22 protein-coding genes and 2 pseudogenes are annotated in these 13593 nt (G+C 64.1%); 11 read left to right on the forward strand and 13 right to left on the reverse strand.

Annotated features, from left to right (window positions below; translation table 11 throughout):
* Window positions 1-175: 175 nt before the first annotated feature.
* Both ACH438_RS42465 and ACH438_RS42470 read left to right on the forward strand, forming a co-directional pair.
* The gene (locus ACH438_RS42465) at window positions 176-739 is read left to right on the forward strand and encodes an ANTAR domain-containing protein (protein WP_397016242.1); all 564 of its coding nucleotides are present in this window, start codon (window positions 176-178) and stop codon (window positions 737-739) included.
* An 89-nt stretch (window positions 740-828) separates the two neighbouring features.
* Window positions 829-1002: a CsbD family protein gene (locus ACH438_RS42470; RefSeq protein WP_397016244.1), complete on the forward strand. Its 174-nt coding sequence runs from the start codon at window positions 829-831 to the stop codon at window positions 1000-1002.
* Between the two features lie 67 nt (window positions 1003-1069).
* Here ACH438_RS42470 and ACH438_RS42475 read toward each other — a convergent pair whose 3' ends face one another.
* Complete coding sequence (locus ACH438_RS42475) at window positions 1070-1300, reverse strand: hypothetical protein (RefSeq protein WP_397016246.1); 231 nt, start codon at window positions 1298-1300, stop codon at window positions 1070-1072.
* Window positions 1301-1461: 161 nt separating this feature from the next.
* Here ACH438_RS42475 and ACH438_RS42480 point away from each other — a divergent pair, with 161 nt between their 5' ends.
* A complete protein-coding gene (locus ACH438_RS42480; protein ID WP_397016248.1) occupies window positions 1462-1716 on the forward strand; it encodes a CsbD family protein in 255 nt (84 codons plus the stop codon).
* Between the two features lie 233 nt (window positions 1717-1949).
* On the opposite strand, the pseudogene ACH438_RS42485 reads toward ACH438_RS42480, so the two are convergent.
* The 3 genes and pseudogenes from ACH438_RS42485 to ACH438_RS42495 all read right to left on the reverse strand — a co-directional run bounded on the left by ACH438_RS42485 (window position 1950) and on the right by ACH438_RS42495 (window position 3486).
* Window positions 1950-2497, reverse strand: a pseudogene (locus tag ACH438_RS42485) (TerD family protein).
* A 34-nt stretch (window positions 2498-2531) separates the two neighbouring features.
* Complete coding sequence (locus ACH438_RS42490) at window positions 2532-3296, reverse strand: GAF and ANTAR domain-containing protein (protein ID WP_397016250.1); 765 nt, start codon at window positions 3294-3296, stop codon at window positions 2532-2534.
* Window positions 3211-3486, reverse strand: coding sequence for a hypothetical protein (locus ACH438_RS42495; RefSeq protein WP_397016252.1), 276 nt, complete (start codon window positions 3484-3486; stop codon window positions 3211-3213). The genes ACH438_RS42490 and ACH438_RS42495 overlap by 86 nt, the downstream gene beginning before the upstream one ends.
* Before the next feature lie 252 nt (window positions 3487-3738).
* Between ACH438_RS42495 and ACH438_RS42500 the strand changes: the two genes are divergently transcribed.
* Window positions 3739-4056 (forward strand): sigma factor, encoded by a 318-nt coding sequence (locus tag ACH438_RS42500; protein ID WP_397016254.1) that lies wholly within the window; start codon window positions 3739-3741, stop codon window positions 4054-4056.
* 190 nt (window positions 4057-4246) lie between these two features.
* On the opposite strand, the gene ACH438_RS42505 is transcribed toward ACH438_RS42500, so the two are convergent.
* A complete protein-coding gene (locus ACH438_RS42505; protein ID WP_397016256.1) occupies window positions 4247-4402 on the reverse strand; it encodes a hypothetical protein in 156 nt (51 codons plus the stop codon).
* Window positions 4403-4482: 80 nt separating this feature from the next.
* Window positions 4483-4812: a plasmid stabilization protein gene (locus tag ACH438_RS42510; RefSeq protein WP_397016258.1), complete on the reverse strand. Its 330-nt coding sequence runs from the start codon at window positions 4810-4812 to the stop codon at window positions 4483-4485.
* 165 nt (window positions 4813-4977) lie between these two features.
* Here ACH438_RS42510 and ACH438_RS42515 point away from each other — a divergent pair, with 165 nt between their 5' ends.
* Window positions 4978-5514 carry a DUF6328 family protein gene (locus tag ACH438_RS42515; RefSeq protein WP_397016260.1) on the forward strand — a complete coding sequence of 179 codons (537 nt, stop codon included), beginning with the start codon at window positions 4978-4980 and terminating at the stop codon, window positions 5512-5514.
* 229 nt (window positions 5515-5743) lie between these two features.
* On the opposite strand, the pseudogene ACH438_RS42520 reads toward ACH438_RS42515, so the two are convergent.
* From ACH438_RS42520 to ACH438_RS42530, 3 genes and pseudogenes are all read right to left on the reverse strand, one after another.
* Window positions 5744-6333 (reverse strand): annotated as a pseudogene (locus tag ACH438_RS42520) (DUF4291 domain-containing protein).
* A 57-nt stretch (window positions 6334-6390) separates the two neighbouring features.
* On the reverse strand, window positions 6391-6849 hold the full coding sequence (locus ACH438_RS42525) for a hypothetical protein (protein WP_397016262.1): 459 nt from the start codon (window positions 6847-6849) through the stop codon (window positions 6391-6393).
* Between the two features lie 152 nt (window positions 6850-7001).
* Window positions 7002-7268 (reverse strand): cold-shock protein, encoded by a 267-nt coding sequence (locus tag ACH438_RS42530; protein ID WP_397016264.1) that lies wholly within the window; start codon window positions 7266-7268, stop codon window positions 7002-7004.
* 173 nt (window positions 7269-7441) lie between these two features.
* Here ACH438_RS42530 and ACH438_RS42535 point away from each other — a divergent pair, with 173 nt between their 5' ends.
* Window positions 7442-9238, forward strand: a complete 1797-nt coding sequence (locus ACH438_RS42535) for a thiamine pyrophosphate-requiring protein (RefSeq protein ID WP_397016266.1) — start codon at window positions 7442-7444, stop codon at window positions 9236-9238.
* 25 nt (window positions 9239-9263) lie between these two features.
* On the opposite strand, the gene ACH438_RS42540 is transcribed toward ACH438_RS42535, so the two are convergent.
* The gene (locus ACH438_RS42540) at window positions 9264-9770 is read right to left on the reverse strand and encodes a flavin reductase family protein (RefSeq protein WP_397016268.1); all 507 of its coding nucleotides are present in this window, start codon (window positions 9768-9770) and stop codon (window positions 9264-9266) included.
* A gap of 160 nt (window positions 9771-9930) precedes the next feature.
* Here ACH438_RS42540 and ACH438_RS42545 point away from each other — a divergent pair, with 160 nt between their 5' ends.
* Window positions 9931-10257, forward strand: a complete 327-nt coding sequence (locus tag ACH438_RS42545) for a hypothetical protein (RefSeq protein WP_397016270.1) — start codon at window positions 9931-9933, stop codon at window positions 10255-10257.
* Window positions 10258-10271: 14 nt separating this feature from the next.
* On the opposite strand, the gene ACH438_RS42550 is transcribed toward ACH438_RS42545, so the two are convergent.
* Window positions 10272-10673 (reverse strand): hypothetical protein, encoded by a 402-nt coding sequence (locus ACH438_RS42550; RefSeq protein WP_397016272.1) that lies wholly within the window; start codon window positions 10671-10673, stop codon window positions 10272-10274.
* 155 nt (window positions 10674-10828) lie between these two features.
* Here ACH438_RS42550 and ACH438_RS42555 point away from each other — a divergent pair, with 155 nt between their 5' ends.
* The 4 genes from ACH438_RS42555 (at window position 10829) to ACH438_RS42570 (ending at window position 12709) form a co-directional block, all read left to right on the forward strand.
* Window positions 10829-11392: a type 1 glutamine amidotransferase domain-containing protein gene (locus tag ACH438_RS42555; protein WP_397016274.1), complete on the forward strand. Its 564-nt coding sequence runs from the start codon at window positions 10829-10831 to the stop codon at window positions 11390-11392.
* Between the two features lie 77 nt (window positions 11393-11469).
* Window positions 11470-11640, forward strand: a complete 171-nt coding sequence (locus ACH438_RS42560; RefSeq protein ID WP_397016276.1) for a hypothetical protein — start codon at window positions 11470-11472, stop codon at window positions 11638-11640.
* A 287-nt stretch (window positions 11641-11927) separates the two neighbouring features.
* Entirely contained in the window at window positions 11928-12137 is a 210-nt protein-coding gene (locus tag ACH438_RS42565; RefSeq protein WP_397016278.1) for a hypothetical protein, read from the forward strand.
* Window positions 12138-12214: 77 nt separating this feature from the next.
* A complete protein-coding gene (locus ACH438_RS42570; RefSeq protein WP_397016280.1) occupies window positions 12215-12709 on the forward strand; it encodes a hypothetical protein in 495 nt (164 codons plus the stop codon).
* Between the two features lie 42 nt (window positions 12710-12751).
* Here ACH438_RS42570 and ACH438_RS42575 read toward each other — a convergent pair whose 3' ends face one another.
* Together ACH438_RS42575 and ACH438_RS42580 are read right to left on the reverse strand one after the other, a co-directional pair.
* Window positions 12752-13117, reverse strand: a complete 366-nt coding sequence (locus ACH438_RS42575; protein ID WP_397016282.1) for an E3 binding domain-containing protein — start codon at window positions 13115-13117, stop codon at window positions 12752-12754.
* A gap of 28 nt (window positions 13118-13145) precedes the next feature.
* Window positions 13146-13475: a protein kinase gene (locus ACH438_RS42580; RefSeq protein ID WP_397016284.1), complete on the reverse strand. Its 330-nt coding sequence runs from the start codon at window positions 13473-13475 to the stop codon at window positions 13146-13148.
* Window positions 13476-13593 lie beyond the last annotated feature (118 nt).

Raw genomic sequence — 13593 nt, forward strand, 5'->3', positions numbered from 1 at the left:
TCATCGGGTCAGCCGAATCGAAACCGTTGCCTGCCAGCGTGTTCGGTTCGTCCTTATCCACCCCAGTCCCCGGTGGAACCGACTGATACCCATCATTTGGAAGGAGCATCGTCGCGATGCGCACACCGGACATCATCATTCGCCCTGTGAACCTCAGGCCCTGAGCATCGAGCCCATGGCCATGTCACAGCATCCATCACCCAATTGCCGTCCCGACCGTATCCCGCTGTCGGCCATCCAAGTTCGATGGTCGGACACCGCGGGTGCCTTCGTCGCCTGGTCCGATCGCTGTCCGGGCCTGACCCACGCCGACCCGTGGTCCTCGCTGGCTGCATTGGACGGGCTCATCGAGCGCGGCGCGGAACACACGGTCATGGTCGTGGCCGACCGCATCTACGATGACGACGGCGAGCCGGTCGGCACCGCGGGCTTCTATATCGACCTGTCGAGCACCCTCGCCGAGGCCGAGCGGGATCTGGTCAGCCAGCGGCTGCCGGAGATGGTCGAAGCCAGGGCCGTGATCGAACAGGCCAAAGGCGTACTCATGCGCATGTACCGCATCAATGCCGAACAAGCATTCAAGGTGCTGATCTGGCGATCCCAGGAAACGAACACCAAACTGCGCGCACTGGCCACTCAACTTCTCATCGACCTCGTGGACGTGCCACCGACGCCGGCCGCGACCATCGCCGCGTTCGACCACATCCTGCTCACCGCACACGAGCGCATACCGCACTGACAGAACGTGTTTGGAACCGGCGGATCCGGCTATGGCGGGAACGGCGCGGTGGATAAAGACGGCGCGTCACCTGTTGAAAGGAATCCCTTATGAGCGCCACCGACAAGGCGAAGAACAAGTTCGACGACGTTGCCGGGCAGGCCAAGGAAAAGGCCGGCCAGGTGACCGGCGACAAGAGCAAGGAACACGAGGGCAAGCTCGATCAGGCCAAGGCGAACATCAAGGACGCCGGCGAGAAGGTCAAGGACGCCTTCCGCGACTGAGTACCTTGCCATTTCGTGTCAGGGCCGGGAGCACCCATGCTGGGGGCTCCCGGCCCGCTCGTATGGATCACGCGACGCTATCGGTGGCCCGTACGTTCTCCACGGACTCGACGAACGAGAAGGCTGCGACTCGGGCGGCGGCATCCTCGGTGATGCCGATCACCACTGCTCCCGGATAAGTGCCGTAGACGACCATTCCGCCCAGCTCCCTGAGCTGTGCATAGAACGCCTGGGCTGCCTTCTCGTCGTCGGGACACAGGGCAGAGAACCGAACCCGATAAACACCTTCGTCATCCATGACGCCTCCTCGCTGATTCGGACAGTCTTGCGAGCTCGGTTTGCCCGTTTTCCGGCGATGTACACGTGGGTGGAGGCAAGGCTCACAGTCCGATTGAACAAGATCCTTGCGGGCATATCGAAAACGTCCCAGTGACATCGTGAATTCGGAGGTTGGGCATCGTGTCTGAGCACAAGAGTGGTCCCCGCGAAGGTCTGGAAGGCGTCGTCGAGGGCATCAAGGGAAAGGCCAAGGAGGTCGCCGGAGTCATCGTCGGAGACGACGACCTGCAAGGCGAAGGGCGGGCTCAGCAGGACAAGGCGGACGCGCAGCGTGAAGCAGCGCTGAAGGAAGCGGCCGCTGAGAAGGAACGCGCGAAGGCTGCCGTCGACGAGCAGCTGCAGCGCGGCTATCAGCAGGAGCAGCAGGATCGCTAGCTGAATCTCTCTCCACGGCGAAATGGTGAAGGGGTTGCCGGACAATGAGGTCCGGCAACCCCTTCACCGTTTCGGAACGCCTCCCGCGGCCACAGCGTAGGGAGGCGTTCGGCAAACCAGGAGTGGGGCTCGCATCCACTGCCGCAGTAGACCGGCACCCGCACGCTCGCCGTTGAGTACGTGTCATTGTACCGAAGTCCGTGCGACACTTGATATTTTACTCCCGTAATGCGTTACGGAAGATACGGCGTCAAATACGGTACTGCCTCTGTGACATGAGTTGCCGGGATCCCGGCTCCGATGCCGAGGAATTCCCAGCACACAGGGGTCCGTGCCAGCCTTCCGACCACGAGTGCCGTATGCAGGCCTCCGCTCGAGGAGAAGCGGGCGATCTGAATGAGGGATCCGGCATCGGGGATACGGCAATAAGCCTTGTCGATGCCTTCGAAAGACATTGCGGTATAGCTTGTTACGACGATGATGACCGATGTCACCGCGGGGATATCCGGCTCAGAGCCGCGACGATCGCTTCATTGTCGCCACGACCCTCGCCGGTCAGGTTGTCGTCGGTATGGCGGATGGACCCATCCGCGGACGCCAGATGCTCGTGGTAGACGACATCGAACAGTCGATCGCGACCGAACAGGAACGCGGCGATCTGGATTCGAGCGCCAAGCGTTCGCTCTGTAGTGGTACCGACACCGGTATATCCTTCTGAATCGAGATGTCCAGCCTTCACCCGGTGCGTGCCTGCCGCAGCGTCGTCGAAACCATCTGCCACTCAGGGAATATGATGTTCGGGATACGGCCCTGGGCTACTGGTCCGAATCGCTGTAATGGATTTCGCTGAGAATGGTGTCCGGCCATATCGCTCCGCTGGTCAGTTGATAAGCGACTTCGGAGAGACGGGTGCTGCGCCGGCGTCCGTAGGAGCGCAGGGCTTGGAAGGCCTGGTCCATGTCGAGGTTGCCGGCCTGCGCGAGAATCCCTTTGGCTTGCTCGATGGTCACCCGGTTGATCAGTGCGTGCTGAAGTTGCTCGGTCAGCACCTCGCTGCGGCGGATGGCCCGTTCCTGCAGGATGCCGATCGTCGCGATATCGGCGAGCGCCCTCGCGGCTTGAATGTCTTGCTTGGACATTGCTTTCGGTTCCTGGCCGAACAGATTCAGTGCGCCGATGGTGTCCTTGCGCAGCCGCATGGGGATGGTGTGCACCGCAGTGAATCCTGCCTTCAGTGCACGGGGCACGAAGACCGGCCAGCGGGTTGCCGCGGTGGTGAGGTCGGCCACGTAGACCGACTCGCCGGTGTGCACGGTATCCCAGCACGGTCCCTCGCTGGTCTGGAGCTGGTAGAGCTCGATTATCTTCGCCTGTTCGGTCGAAGACGCCAGCACCTGAAGGCCGCCGCGCTGGTCGGACATGAGGATGCCGGCCGCCGAAGTCTCGAGCAGCAGCACGCACTGCGAGACGAGCGTGTGCAGGACATCGACGGTGTCATATGTCGGCGGCCTCGAAGCACGGCCCTTCGCCCAGGGTGAACTGCAGCGCCTCGATCCACGCGACGATTTCATCACTGGCATAAAGGGTTTCACGGCGCCCTGTGCCGATCATCAAGGAGATGGACGCGCCGTCGACCGGCAGCAGTTCCACACATGTGCGGCCCACCCGTGCGACTGCGTCCAGACGGTCATCGCTGTGGTGCAAGGCGAACCACAGGGCCTCCCGGGCCATACCGATCTTCTCGGCGTCGGGTGCACGAGCGACATTCATTGATTTACCGCGATTCTCACCGAGCGGGTGGGCGCGACCGAGATGCGACCGTTCGAGGCGGTCCGGCAGTCGACCGTCTCGCTTGCGCGATTACCCCGAAGGTTCAGCCTCAACCCCGCTCGCACGGTGTGCGGCATCTGCTAGCCTGGTCGGGAGATAACAATTCGCGATCAACATCGTGTATTTCACATAATCCGCTGTCCTTGACCCCGGCAGTCGAACCGCTTCAGCGCGTCGACGGAGGGCGTCATCGTGAGCACCGGGAGCACTCACACGCAGGGCCGCCATGATGACGTGCCTCGTTCAGCGCCTGCGGTCAAGAGCAGAAACACCTACGAAGACATCGATCCGCTGCTGGCCCGCCTGGCCGCCATGGACGCGAGCGATCCACGTCGAAAAGGCTTGCGCGAGGACGTGATCGGGCAATGTATGCCACTGGCGGAACATATCGCCCGCAAGTACGCCGGACGCGGCGAGGCGTATGAAGACCTGCTGCAGATCGCTTGCCTCGGGCTCCTGGCGGCGATCGACCGTTTCGACCCCGCATACGGGGCGACCTTCGAATTCTGACCAGAACCCTGAACACGTTGCGCGAGCAGGCGTTACGCGACTGAACGATCGGCCCCGTCGGAGTCCTTCTCCGGTCTCCGGCATCGACCAACGTGCCGCGGATGCCGTCGTCGAGACGACGGCATCCGCGGCACAGCGTTGCACGGAATCACGAAGACAGCTGTTGTGTCTGCGGATCCGGCAGGCCCGGTCAGAAGTAGTGGGCTCGCCCGCCGACCGGCCGCCCCACCGCACCGAGCACCGCGAGTATCGCGCCGACGACGAGCAGGATGATGCCGATGGTGGTCAGGATCGGAATACCGATCAGGATCCCCACGATGAGTAGGATGAGTCCGAGGACGATCATGAGAATTCCTTCGCTGGAGGGGCTTTGACGCTCACGCAATGCCCGGCCTGGCGACTGTCAAACCCGGAGACGGGGTCTCCTCAGTTCTTGCCGAGCGCTTCGGCCAGTTCGGATTTGGACATCCGGGAGCGGCCGCGGATGTTGCGCTGCCGGGCCTCGTTGTAGAGCTGATCGCGGGTCAGGCCCTTCGGGCCGGCCTTGCCGGAGCGCTGACCGCCGCGCTGCTGGGGTGACTTGCCCTCGAGGGAGGTGCGGCTGGCGGTCTTGGTCTGACCGGCACGGGCGCGGTTCTTGTTGACCGTGCGCGCGGCGATCTCCTCGGCCCGATCGGGTTCCTCGCCGCGGCCTTCGGCGGAGTCCTTGATGTGTTCGTACTGTCGTTCCTGCTTGGCGCTCCACTGCTTGGGCATTTCACACCTCGTATCTCGGGATCGATTCTCGGCGGATCGGTCGTGGTCACGCGCGAGTTGCTCGCAAATGCGCCCTACCCTGGCCCGGCACGCCCAAACGTGCACCGGTTGAAGGAAACGTTCCCGGGTAAACGGCGTAGATCAGGACCAGCAGAGGAGGTCACGATGCCCAGCGAGGGTAGCGCCGCCACACCGGTGTCGAACGGCAGGCACGAGACCGAAACCGAAGCGCTGGATCGCAATTGGGGCAGCCTCATGCAGGAACTGCGCGTAGTGCAGACCGGTGTGCAGCTGCTGACCGGTTTCCTGCTGACCCTGCCGTTCCAGAACCGGTTCGCAGGGCTGTCCACGCCGATGCGAGTGCTGTACCTGATCGATGTCGCCGGATCGGTGAGCGCCACGATCTGCCTGGTCGCGCCGGTGGCAGCGCACCGGATGCTGTTCCGCCAGCACCGGATACAGAGTGTGGTGACCGCCGCGCACCGCTACGCCATCGCCGGGCTGACGCTGCTGGGCGTATCGCTGACCGGTGTCGCGACACTCATCTTCGACACCGTTGCCGGCCCGGCGGGCGGCATCGCCGCGGGCGTGGTGTTCGCGTTGCTGTTCGCCGCGATGTGGGTCCTGCATCCGTGGCGCCACCGCTACGGCAGCCGTGTTCACGCCAGTCGCCGCGCGTTTGCGCCGGGTGAGGCCGGGTAGCTGCGAGACTTGACCGGGTTTCGTTCCGAGTGTGGCCTCGCAGTGGTGGATCGAGGCGCCTGCGGAGGTTCGATGAGTACTACCGACAGCGTGGAAGTCGCGCTGCGCTTCCCGGCACACACCGGGCAGCTGTTCCGTGACACCGGGTTACATTGCTGCGCTGCGGAGTTACCGTCAGCGGATCGATCGTCCTCCAGTCACGGTTTTTCGGGCTCATGTGCATCACAAGTCACAGAGCCCCAATGCTTTTCGCGAGTTGCTCGTCGAGCGGGTAGTGCTTCTCGGCGGGCATGAGGTCCTTGGCGCGGTCGGCGCGGCCCTCGCGCAGGTGCGCGGAGGCTTTGCGGACGAGCGGGGTGAGGTCGCGGATCTCTACTGTCCAGTCGTTGACGTAGCGCTCGATGATGTGTCGCGACAACCCGACCTGGATGCTGCGATGATCGAGCTTTCACCCTGGATCGAATACTCCGGATCCCATTGCACATGTACGACAGCATGTTTGAACAGCGCCCGCCACCGTGCCGCATCGCTGTAGACGCGACGCTCGGGACTGGTGAGGACGGCCTGAGCCAGGGCTTCTTCCCAGCCCACCCGAGTGATGCGGACTGCGAGAATGCGTTCCTGGCCGGGCTTGCGAGCCCAGTTACTGCGGTGCATGAGCCAGCGGAACGACGGCTTGATCCAAGTCATGCGGTTGAGTGAGAACGGCTCGACCAGCCGCTGTGCGGCCACGGCGGCAGTGGCGATGTCGTCGTTGAAGGCTTGGTAGACGACGATCGTGTCGCGGTCGAAGTCTCCGCGGATCTCGTAAGAATTCATAACCCGCGCAGACTACGACCGCGCGGGCCACGGACACCACCGTATTTCGTTGCGCTGCTAGCGGCTGATCGCCTCCGGGCGCGCAGCCCCGAGCGCCTGCCACCTCGGGTCCGGCAGCGGCGAAGGCGGATCATCCGGCGGCGGGGGAGGTATGGGCCCACCCGGTTCCGGGACCGGCGGGAGCGGCGGCATCGGGGCAGGCGGTCGGGGCGCAGGATCCGGTTCGGGCGGGGTCGGAGGCTCGAACGGGTCCGGTGGCTGCGCGGGCGGAACGGGCGGGACGGTGGCTGTGGCCGGGTGGAAATCCAGGTCGATATCGTCGGGGTTGAGGTCGAAATGCACCCGCAGGTCCTTCCTCGCCTCGGCGAGTCGGCTGATGCTCAGGCCGGCCACGATGGTTCCGGCGGCTTCGGCGGCGGTGGGTGGCCGCCGCCCGGCGTGCCGTTCTGTCATGCGGCAGAGCAATTCGACGGCGGCGAGAGCCGAAGCGGCCAGACGTGTTTCGGCAGAGTCCATATCAAGGCTCCTCGATGCGGAAGTGGCGAAGGTAGGCGGTGCGGAAGATCGTTGCGGCAGCGGGCGGCATCACATGAGCAGTGCCGCGATACCACCGGGCGCGCACGTTAAACCGCTGGTTGGGTATGGAATCTGTGGTGAGGGGAGGGTGGTCAGCGGGGACGCACGGTGGCAGCGCGTGCGCCGCGCTCATCGTGCTGGACGGTGAAGGTCACCGGCTGTCGTTCGGTGAGAGTGCGGTAGCCGGGTAGGTCGATCCCGGAATACTCGACGAACACCCGCCGCTGCGGCTGCTCGTCCAAGGAAATGAAACCGAACCCTTTGGCGGCATCGAACCACACCACGGTGCCACCCACCCGATTGCCGGGGGAGTCAGCGGGGGCGTCGGAGAGCATCTGTAGTGCTGGGCTCGCTGACATGAGGGTCTCCTTGGGGTGAAATGTCCTGATTGTGGCTGCCTTCCCTCGATGCGACCCGTGAAACACGCTCGGGGATAGGAACTTCCGGTCCACGAAGTGCGGGGTGATTGCCACCGGCGGCCTCGGGTATCCCGGCGCTGTCAGTGCCGGGCAGAACACGAACAGGAGTAACCATGACGCGACAAGTCGGTGATCATGTCGTGCAACGACTACGGGAATGGGGCGTGGAACAGGTCTTCGGATATCCGGGCGACGGGATCAACGGGCTCATCGCCGCCTTCGGCCGCGCCGAGGACATGCCCGCGTTCATTCAGGCCAGACATGAGGAAATGGCAGCCTTCCAAGCCACCGGATACGCGAAATTCAGTGGCAAGGTCGGTGTGTGTATGGCCACCTCCGGGCCCGGTGCCATCCACCTGCTCAACGGGCTCTACGACGCCAAACTCGACCACGTGCCGGTGGTGGCCATCGTCGGGCAGACCGCGCGCAGCGCTATGGGCGGCAGTTATCAGCAGGAAGTGGATCTGCAGAGCCTGTTCAAGGATGTCGCCTCGGACTATCTGGTCGAGGTGAACGTCTCGAGCCAGCTGCCCAACGCGCTGGACCGTGCCTTTCGCACCGCGGCCGCGCGGCGGGCGCCGACGGCGGTGATCATCCCCTCCGATCTGCAGGAGCAGAAATACGAGGAACCCAGCCACGATTTCAAGCAAATCCCCTTCAGCACCGCCGAATTGCCGGGCGCTCCTCAGATCAGGCCACCGCAGGACCAGATCGAACGCGCAGCAGAGATCCTCAACGCCGGATCGCGCGTCGCCATCCTGATCGGGCAGGGCGCGCGTGGCGCGGCCGAGGAGGTCAAGCGCATCGCGGAGCTGACCGGCGCAGGCGTGGCAAAGGCCTTGCTGGGCAAGGATGTACTCTCCGACGAGCTGCCGTACGTGACCGGTTCGATCGGACTGTTGGGTACCCGGCCCAGCTACGAGCTCATGCGCGACTGCGACACTCTGCTCATTGTCGGCTCGAACTTCCCTTACGCGCAGTTCATGCCCGGCTTCGGGCAGGCGCGTGCCATCCAGATCGACATCGACGGTGCCATGATCGGCATGCGCTATCCCACCGAGGTGAATCTCGTTGGCGACGCCAAAACCACGCTGACGGAACTGATTCCACTGCTGTACGAGAATCCGGACCGGGCCTGGTCACAGGAGATCGCGGAGAACGTGGTCCGCTGGTGGCAGATCGTGCAACGGCAATCGATGCTCGAGGCCAAACCGGTCAACCCCATGCGGGTGGTGTGGGAGTTGTCCCAGCGCATCCCCGACAACGCCATGGTGACTGCGGATTCGGGCTCGTCGACCAATTGGTACGCGCGCTGCCTGCGCATGCACGGCGATATCCGCGGCACGTTGTCGGGCACCCTCGCCACCATGGGACCCGGTGTGCCCTATGCCATCGGCGCCAAATTCGCCCATCCGGACCGCCCCGCCATCGCCCTGGTCGGCGACGGTGCGATGCAGATGAACGGCATGGCCGAACTGCTGACCATCGCCCGCTACCGCGACCGCTGGAGCGATCCGCGCTTGATCGTGTGCGTCTTCCACAACAACGACCTCAACCAGGTCACCTGGGAACTGCGCGCCATGGGCGGCGCGCCGAAATTCGAGCAATCCCAGGCACTTCCGGACATCTCCTACGCCGACATCGCACGCACCGCGGGCTTGGCGGCCCTCCAGGTGGACAGCGGGGACGACGTCGGTCCCGCGTGGGACGCGGCGCTGTCGGCGGATGGGCCCGTGGTACTGGATATTCGGACCGATCCCGAGGTGCCGCCCATCCCGCCGCACGCCACCTGGGAAGAGATGAAGGACGTCGCCGAAGCGATCCTGCGCGGCGATCCCGGCGGCTGGCATCTCGTGGCGCAGGGCGCGAAGACCAAGGCTCAGGAGATGTTCCCGGCCCGCGACCATTGAGCTGACCACCGGACCGGCGGCTGGATCAGGCCGGGTGGCCCGGGATGAGTTCGCCGACCTCGTGGAAGCGCAAGGGCTGATTTCCGGGGTCGGGTGGTTGGGCGGCAGTCGGTGCGAGCAGGAAACCGACGTGATCGCCGAAGCCGTCGCGCCGCAGGATCTCTCCGGTGAACCAGCCCGCGGCGCCGGCGAGGATCGGCAGCGAGTGCGGTCCCTCGTGCCATTCGCAATGCTCGAATTTGTCTATCTCCGAGCCGGTTTCGGCACCGAAGAGCTGCGCCAGTGCCAGCGATTCCGAGGAGATCAGATGGACTGCGAGATGCTGCGCGGAGGTGGCCACGCCGTAGGTGTAATTCGCAGTCGACAGGCAGGCCAGGAACCGCCGCGGCTCGATGCTGACCTGGGCGCCGAACCCGACCAGGCACCCCGCGCGGCGCCCGTCGGTAACGGTGGTGACGATCCACATCGCGTCATCGGCTCCCGCGATGACGCGATCGAACCCCTTGCTCACCCGGCGCGCATCACCCGGCATCGGCACCTCCCTGACCTGGTCGGAACCCAAACGATCATGGTTCGGATCAGCCTACTCAAACCGGGCGCCAGCCGAATCACCGGATTCAGCGATGCGGATGCGGGTAGTACCCGGACCGTCAGATCGACAAGCGCACCGCGTGCGCGGAAGGAGGCATCCCATGCCGGATGACCGACAGACGATGAACGGTTCGCTGCAAGCCCCGCGAGGAAACGCCGGACCACGATGGCGGCGCTACACGCGCAAGCACCAAGCCGAGGGGATCGAGGACACCGTCAATGTGCTGGGCGCGGGCCTGGTGGGCCTGGGTATCGCCGCACTCGCACTGACACTGGTCGCGGCCGGCTACGGATTCGGCGGCTGGGCGGTGATCGCCGCTGTCGCATGCGCTGTGCTGCTGCTCGCCGGTAGCACGGTGATCGTCACCGAATGGCGTCGCCGGCGCAGGGGATCGGGGCCGAGCTCGGAGATGCGACAAGGGCATTGAGGACATAGCTTGATTCAGCCGACGGGGCAGGTGCCCGTCGCGGCGTCATGAGTCCCGTCGATCGCTGCCCGGCGCTGTCCGCCGGTCAACTTCCGCCAGTCTCCGGTGGACGGGTAGTCGGCGATGGTGGCATCGACCGTCCGGTCGACGGCAGACTTGCCCGCGTCGTGGCCGATCCGCGTCAGCTGAGGCATGAGATTCGTGCAGAACATGTTGCGCAGTGTCGCTGGTGCGATCGCGGCCGGAGTAGTGTTCGCCAGCGAGTTCCACGGTGGGACGACGCTTTCGGAGGTGTCGGGCTGACCGGCTGCGGTGGAGGGCTGGGGTGGCAATCGAGTATCGCCCTGGGTGTAGTCGCAGGCCGGAACGGCCAGCATGACCAGGCAAGTGGAGGCAGTCAGAAGGCGTGAGCGCACATGTACTCCTTTCGCGAACTATCTCGGCGGTACCCAGAACTGGCGAATCGATCGATGTGCCTTCCCGGCGATGTCCTCGCGACCCGGCGATTGAACAGTCGAGGGACGGGTAGCGCCTCGATGATCACCGAATCCGGCGTAAGGAGAGATTTCCGATGTCGAACGAACTCGATGGGGTGCGCGTGCTGATCGTCACCTCGAACACCGGCGTGGAACATGATGAGCTGACCGTGCCCAGGGACCGGTTGCGCTCGCGCGGCGCACAGGTCACTCATGCGGCGCCGAAAAGAACCGCGGTGCAAACCTACCGGCACGATCTCGACCCGGCCGACGCCGTACAACCCGATATCGCCATCGACAGGGTCGAACCCGGCTTGTTCGACGTGCTGGTGATCCCCGGCGGCACGGTCAACGCCGACAAACTCCGAACCGACGCCGGCGCAAAGAAACTCGTCCAAGCGGTGGCCCAGGACGGCAGGCCGATCGCGGCCATCTGTCACGGTCCATGGCTGCTGGTCGACGCCGACCTGGTCGCGGGCAAGACCATGACGTCCTACTCCTCTCTGCGGACCGACCTGGTCAACGCGGGCGCGGACTGGGCCGATGAACCGGTCGTGCGCAGTGACCACGGCGGCTGGACGCTGATCACCTCACGCAACCCCGGGGACCTACCCGACTTCATCGCCGCCATCACCGCAGAATCGGGCACCCGAACCTAGGTACCGATGCGCTTGCGCGGTTGTGCCCGTTAGGGATTCGCGCATGCGGGTATGCGGGCCGCAGGAGGTAGATCGTCATGGCTATATTGCTGCTCGTTCTGTTGCTGGCGCTCGTGTTCGTTGGATTGGGCTTCCTGGTGAAAGTCCTGTGGTGGGTGGCGATCGTCGTCCTGGCGATCTGGCTACTCGGATTCGCCTTCCGCAGCGTCGACTCCGCAGGCACCCGCCGCCGCTGGTATCGCTGGTAGCCGGGCAACCGGCCGGACTTTGGTCGACTCGCTGACTCGCTCCGCCGCTCCGGGATGCGTTTGGACGCTTGCTGTTCGGACCGCTGCCCCGAGAGCGGCGGTCGCGCGTACTTTGGTACCCGTTTCGATCCGAAATGAAACAAGCGATCGAAATCAGCTCCTCTACAGGCGGTGCGGCGAGGTTGATTTCGCGAATTTTTCGGCTTCCACCAGTGCGGATATAGATATTTCGGATCCCGTCGGCGAATCACGGTTTGATAAATACCTGTTTGGGCAATTCTCTGTGCATGATCATAAACTCACGTAATCGGCCTACGAATACGACGAGGGCCGATCTCACCAGCACCGTCTTGGCCCTGACCGCATGCCTGGTGTTCTTCCTGGGACTTGCCGCACTGATCAAGTCGTTGCCCACCGCCTTGGCCGGCAGCGCAGGCCTGGCAGCCGCCTGGGTGATGACTCTCAAAATGCTCGCGGTACCACGCGATTACCACTGATACCTGCCGCTGACCTTGACGGCAGTGGGAAGCTTGGTGCGGTCTGCCTCGAGGTGATCCGGAAGCGAGCGGCGGCGATGTCCAGCGACGAAGTGCGGCAGGAGCTGCAGCGCAAACGTGCCGAACAGGTCGAGCAGGCGCGATGGGCGCAGGTGCTATGGCAGGCCCAGGCCGAGACCATCGACATTCTGATGCCCGTGCTGCTCGATGAGGTGGCCGCGCTTCCCTTGTACGAATTCGAGCGGCAGAAAAGCGTTTTGGCGGCCGGGCGGCTTCGCCCACGCCGATTCGTCCGCGATCACGGCGATTCCGGCTGGTGTATCGCGGTGCAGCCGAACCTGTATCTGTCGCTGATGGGCACCCTGTACTACGCCGCCGGCATGTTTCCGGTCACCTACCGACATGACCGTGGCGTGAAACGCGGACGAGGTTTCATCGTAGGTTCGCCGCTGGCGGACGTGGATACGCGGTTGGCACGCGAGGATGGGTCACCGTTGGATCCACCCGTGATCGCGTCCCTGGTCGAGCGTGCCCAGTTCTCACACGACCGCACCCTGGAAGACCTGATCTAGTTCCCTGTAGTCGAGTTGGGTGCTTCGAGCCCGGCCGTGAGTTCACTTTTCCGATGCGGTACGTACCCGCTCGATCAGGCCGACGATTGCGAATATTATTCCGGCAGCGCCGATTACGAGGTCGAGATAGTTCGTCGTTCCGTGATGTGTCCCGTAGTAAATTGCCAAGCCACCGCCGCCACCGAAGACGGTGACGAAGAAGACGAAGGCTTCGGTGGAGCTGCGGGTCGGGCTGGGCGACGGGGCGCTGTAGACATCCTGGACGAGGATCAATCCTTCTGGACCGGTGCCCTTGATTTTGGATAGGTCGACGTTGCGTGCCTTTGCGGCTTCGATTGCGCTCGGGGTTGCGGGCGGTGCCTGTTCGGATCTCTCTTCAGGCCGCGGTTCCTTGTCCCACTCCGGCATTGGTGGCGGCGAGGAAGGTGGTGGAGGCTCAGAGGGTTTCAGGGCGTCGACCGCAGCCGTGGCGAGTGCCTGGCAGGTGAGATAGCGCGAGTTCGGTTCTTTCGCCAGAGCAATCGTAGACAGTGACGATATTCGGATGCTGAAGACGGGCCACCAGGTCCGCCTCCAGTTCGAACCGCAGCCGCAGTTCTCCGTCGCGATCGGCGTTGACCTTTGCATTTGTCAACAGCTTCAACGCTACCGAGCGGTTCAGGTTGCGGTCGCGAGCGAGATAAACCTTGCCCATCCCTCCTTCACCCAGCGATCCCTCGATCCGATAGCCGGCATAAATCTGGCCGACGCTCAGCGTGCTCCCCACTCGGTGCGCCACTCACAGGTCCACATTGTGCAGTCGAGAATACGTGCGGCCGTGCCTCGTCGAGGGTAGCTCTCCAGCTCGGCTTGCGTGACGGGCTCTGGCACGGCACTCGCGCTGC

The organism is Nocardia sp. NPDC020380 (assembly GCF_044386975.1).
In the GTDB taxonomy this organism is placed as follows: Bacteria; Actinomycetota; Actinomycetes; order Mycobacteriales; family Mycobacteriaceae; genus Nocardia.

Excerpts from the sequence above, each read along its gene's own strand:
- ACH438_RS42465 (WP_397016242.1), top strand. The coding sequence starts at position 176 with ATGGCCATGTCACAGCATCCATCACCCAATTGCCGTCCCGACCGTATC.
- ACH438_RS42470 (WP_397016244.1), top strand. The coding sequence starts at position 829 with ATGAGCGCCACCGACAAGGCGAAGAACAAGTTCGACGACGTTGCCGGG.
- ACH438_RS42475 (WP_397016246.1), bottom strand. The coding sequence starts at position 1,300 with ATGGATGACGAAGGTGTTTATCGGGTTCGGTTCTCTGCCCTGTGTCCC.
- ACH438_RS42490 (WP_397016250.1), bottom strand. The coding sequence starts at position 3,296 with ATGCCAGTGATGAAATCGTCGCGTGGATCGAGGCGCTGCAGTTCACCC.
- ACH438_RS42495 (WP_397016252.1), bottom strand. The coding sequence starts at position 3,486 with ATGAATGTCGCTCGTGCACCCGACGCCGAGAAGATCGGTATGGCCCGG.
- ACH438_RS42505 (WP_397016256.1), bottom strand. The coding sequence starts at position 4,402 with ATGATCGTCCTCGGACTCATCCTACTCATCGTGGGGATCCTGATCGGT.
- ACH438_RS42510 (WP_397016258.1), bottom strand. The coding sequence starts at position 4,812 with ATGCCCAAGCAGTGGAGCGCCAAGCAGGAACGACAGTACGAACACATC.
- ACH438_RS42515 (WP_397016260.1), top strand. The coding sequence starts at position 4,978 with ATGCCCAGCGAGGGTAGCGCCGCCACACCGGTGTCGAACGGCAGGCAC.
- ACH438_RS42525 (WP_397016262.1), bottom strand. The coding sequence starts at position 6,849 with ATGGACTCTGCCGAAACACGTCTGGCCGCTTCGGCTCTCGCCGCCGTC.
- ACH438_RS42530 (WP_397016264.1), bottom strand. The coding sequence starts at position 7,268 with ATGTCAGCGAGCCCAGCACTACAGATGCTCTCCGACGCCCCCGCTGAC.
- ACH438_RS42535 (WP_397016266.1), top strand. The coding sequence starts at position 7,442 with ATGACGCGACAAGTCGGTGATCATGTCGTGCAACGACTACGGGAATGG.
- ACH438_RS42540 (WP_397016268.1), bottom strand. The coding sequence starts at position 9,770 with ATGCCGGGTGATGCGCGCCGGGTGAGCAAGGGGTTCGATCGCGTCATC.
- ACH438_RS42545 (WP_397016270.1), top strand. The coding sequence starts at position 9,931 with ATGCCGGATGACCGACAGACGATGAACGGTTCGCTGCAAGCCCCGCGA.
- ACH438_RS42555 (WP_397016274.1), top strand. The coding sequence starts at position 10,829 with ATGTCGAACGAACTCGATGGGGTGCGCGTGCTGATCGTCACCTCGAAC.
- ACH438_RS42560 (WP_397016276.1), top strand. The coding sequence starts at position 11,470 with ATGGCTATATTGCTGCTCGTTCTGTTGCTGGCGCTCGTGTTCGTTGGA.
- ACH438_RS42565 (WP_397016278.1), top strand. The coding sequence starts at position 11,928 with ATGATCATAAACTCACGTAATCGGCCTACGAATACGACGAGGGCCGAT.
- ACH438_RS42570 (WP_397016280.1), top strand. The coding sequence starts at position 12,215 with ATGTCCAGCGACGAAGTGCGGCAGGAGCTGCAGCGCAAACGTGCCGAA.
- ACH438_RS42575 (WP_397016282.1), bottom strand. The coding sequence starts at position 13,117 with ATGCCGGAGTGGGACAAGGAACCGCGGCCTGAAGAGAGATCCGAACAG.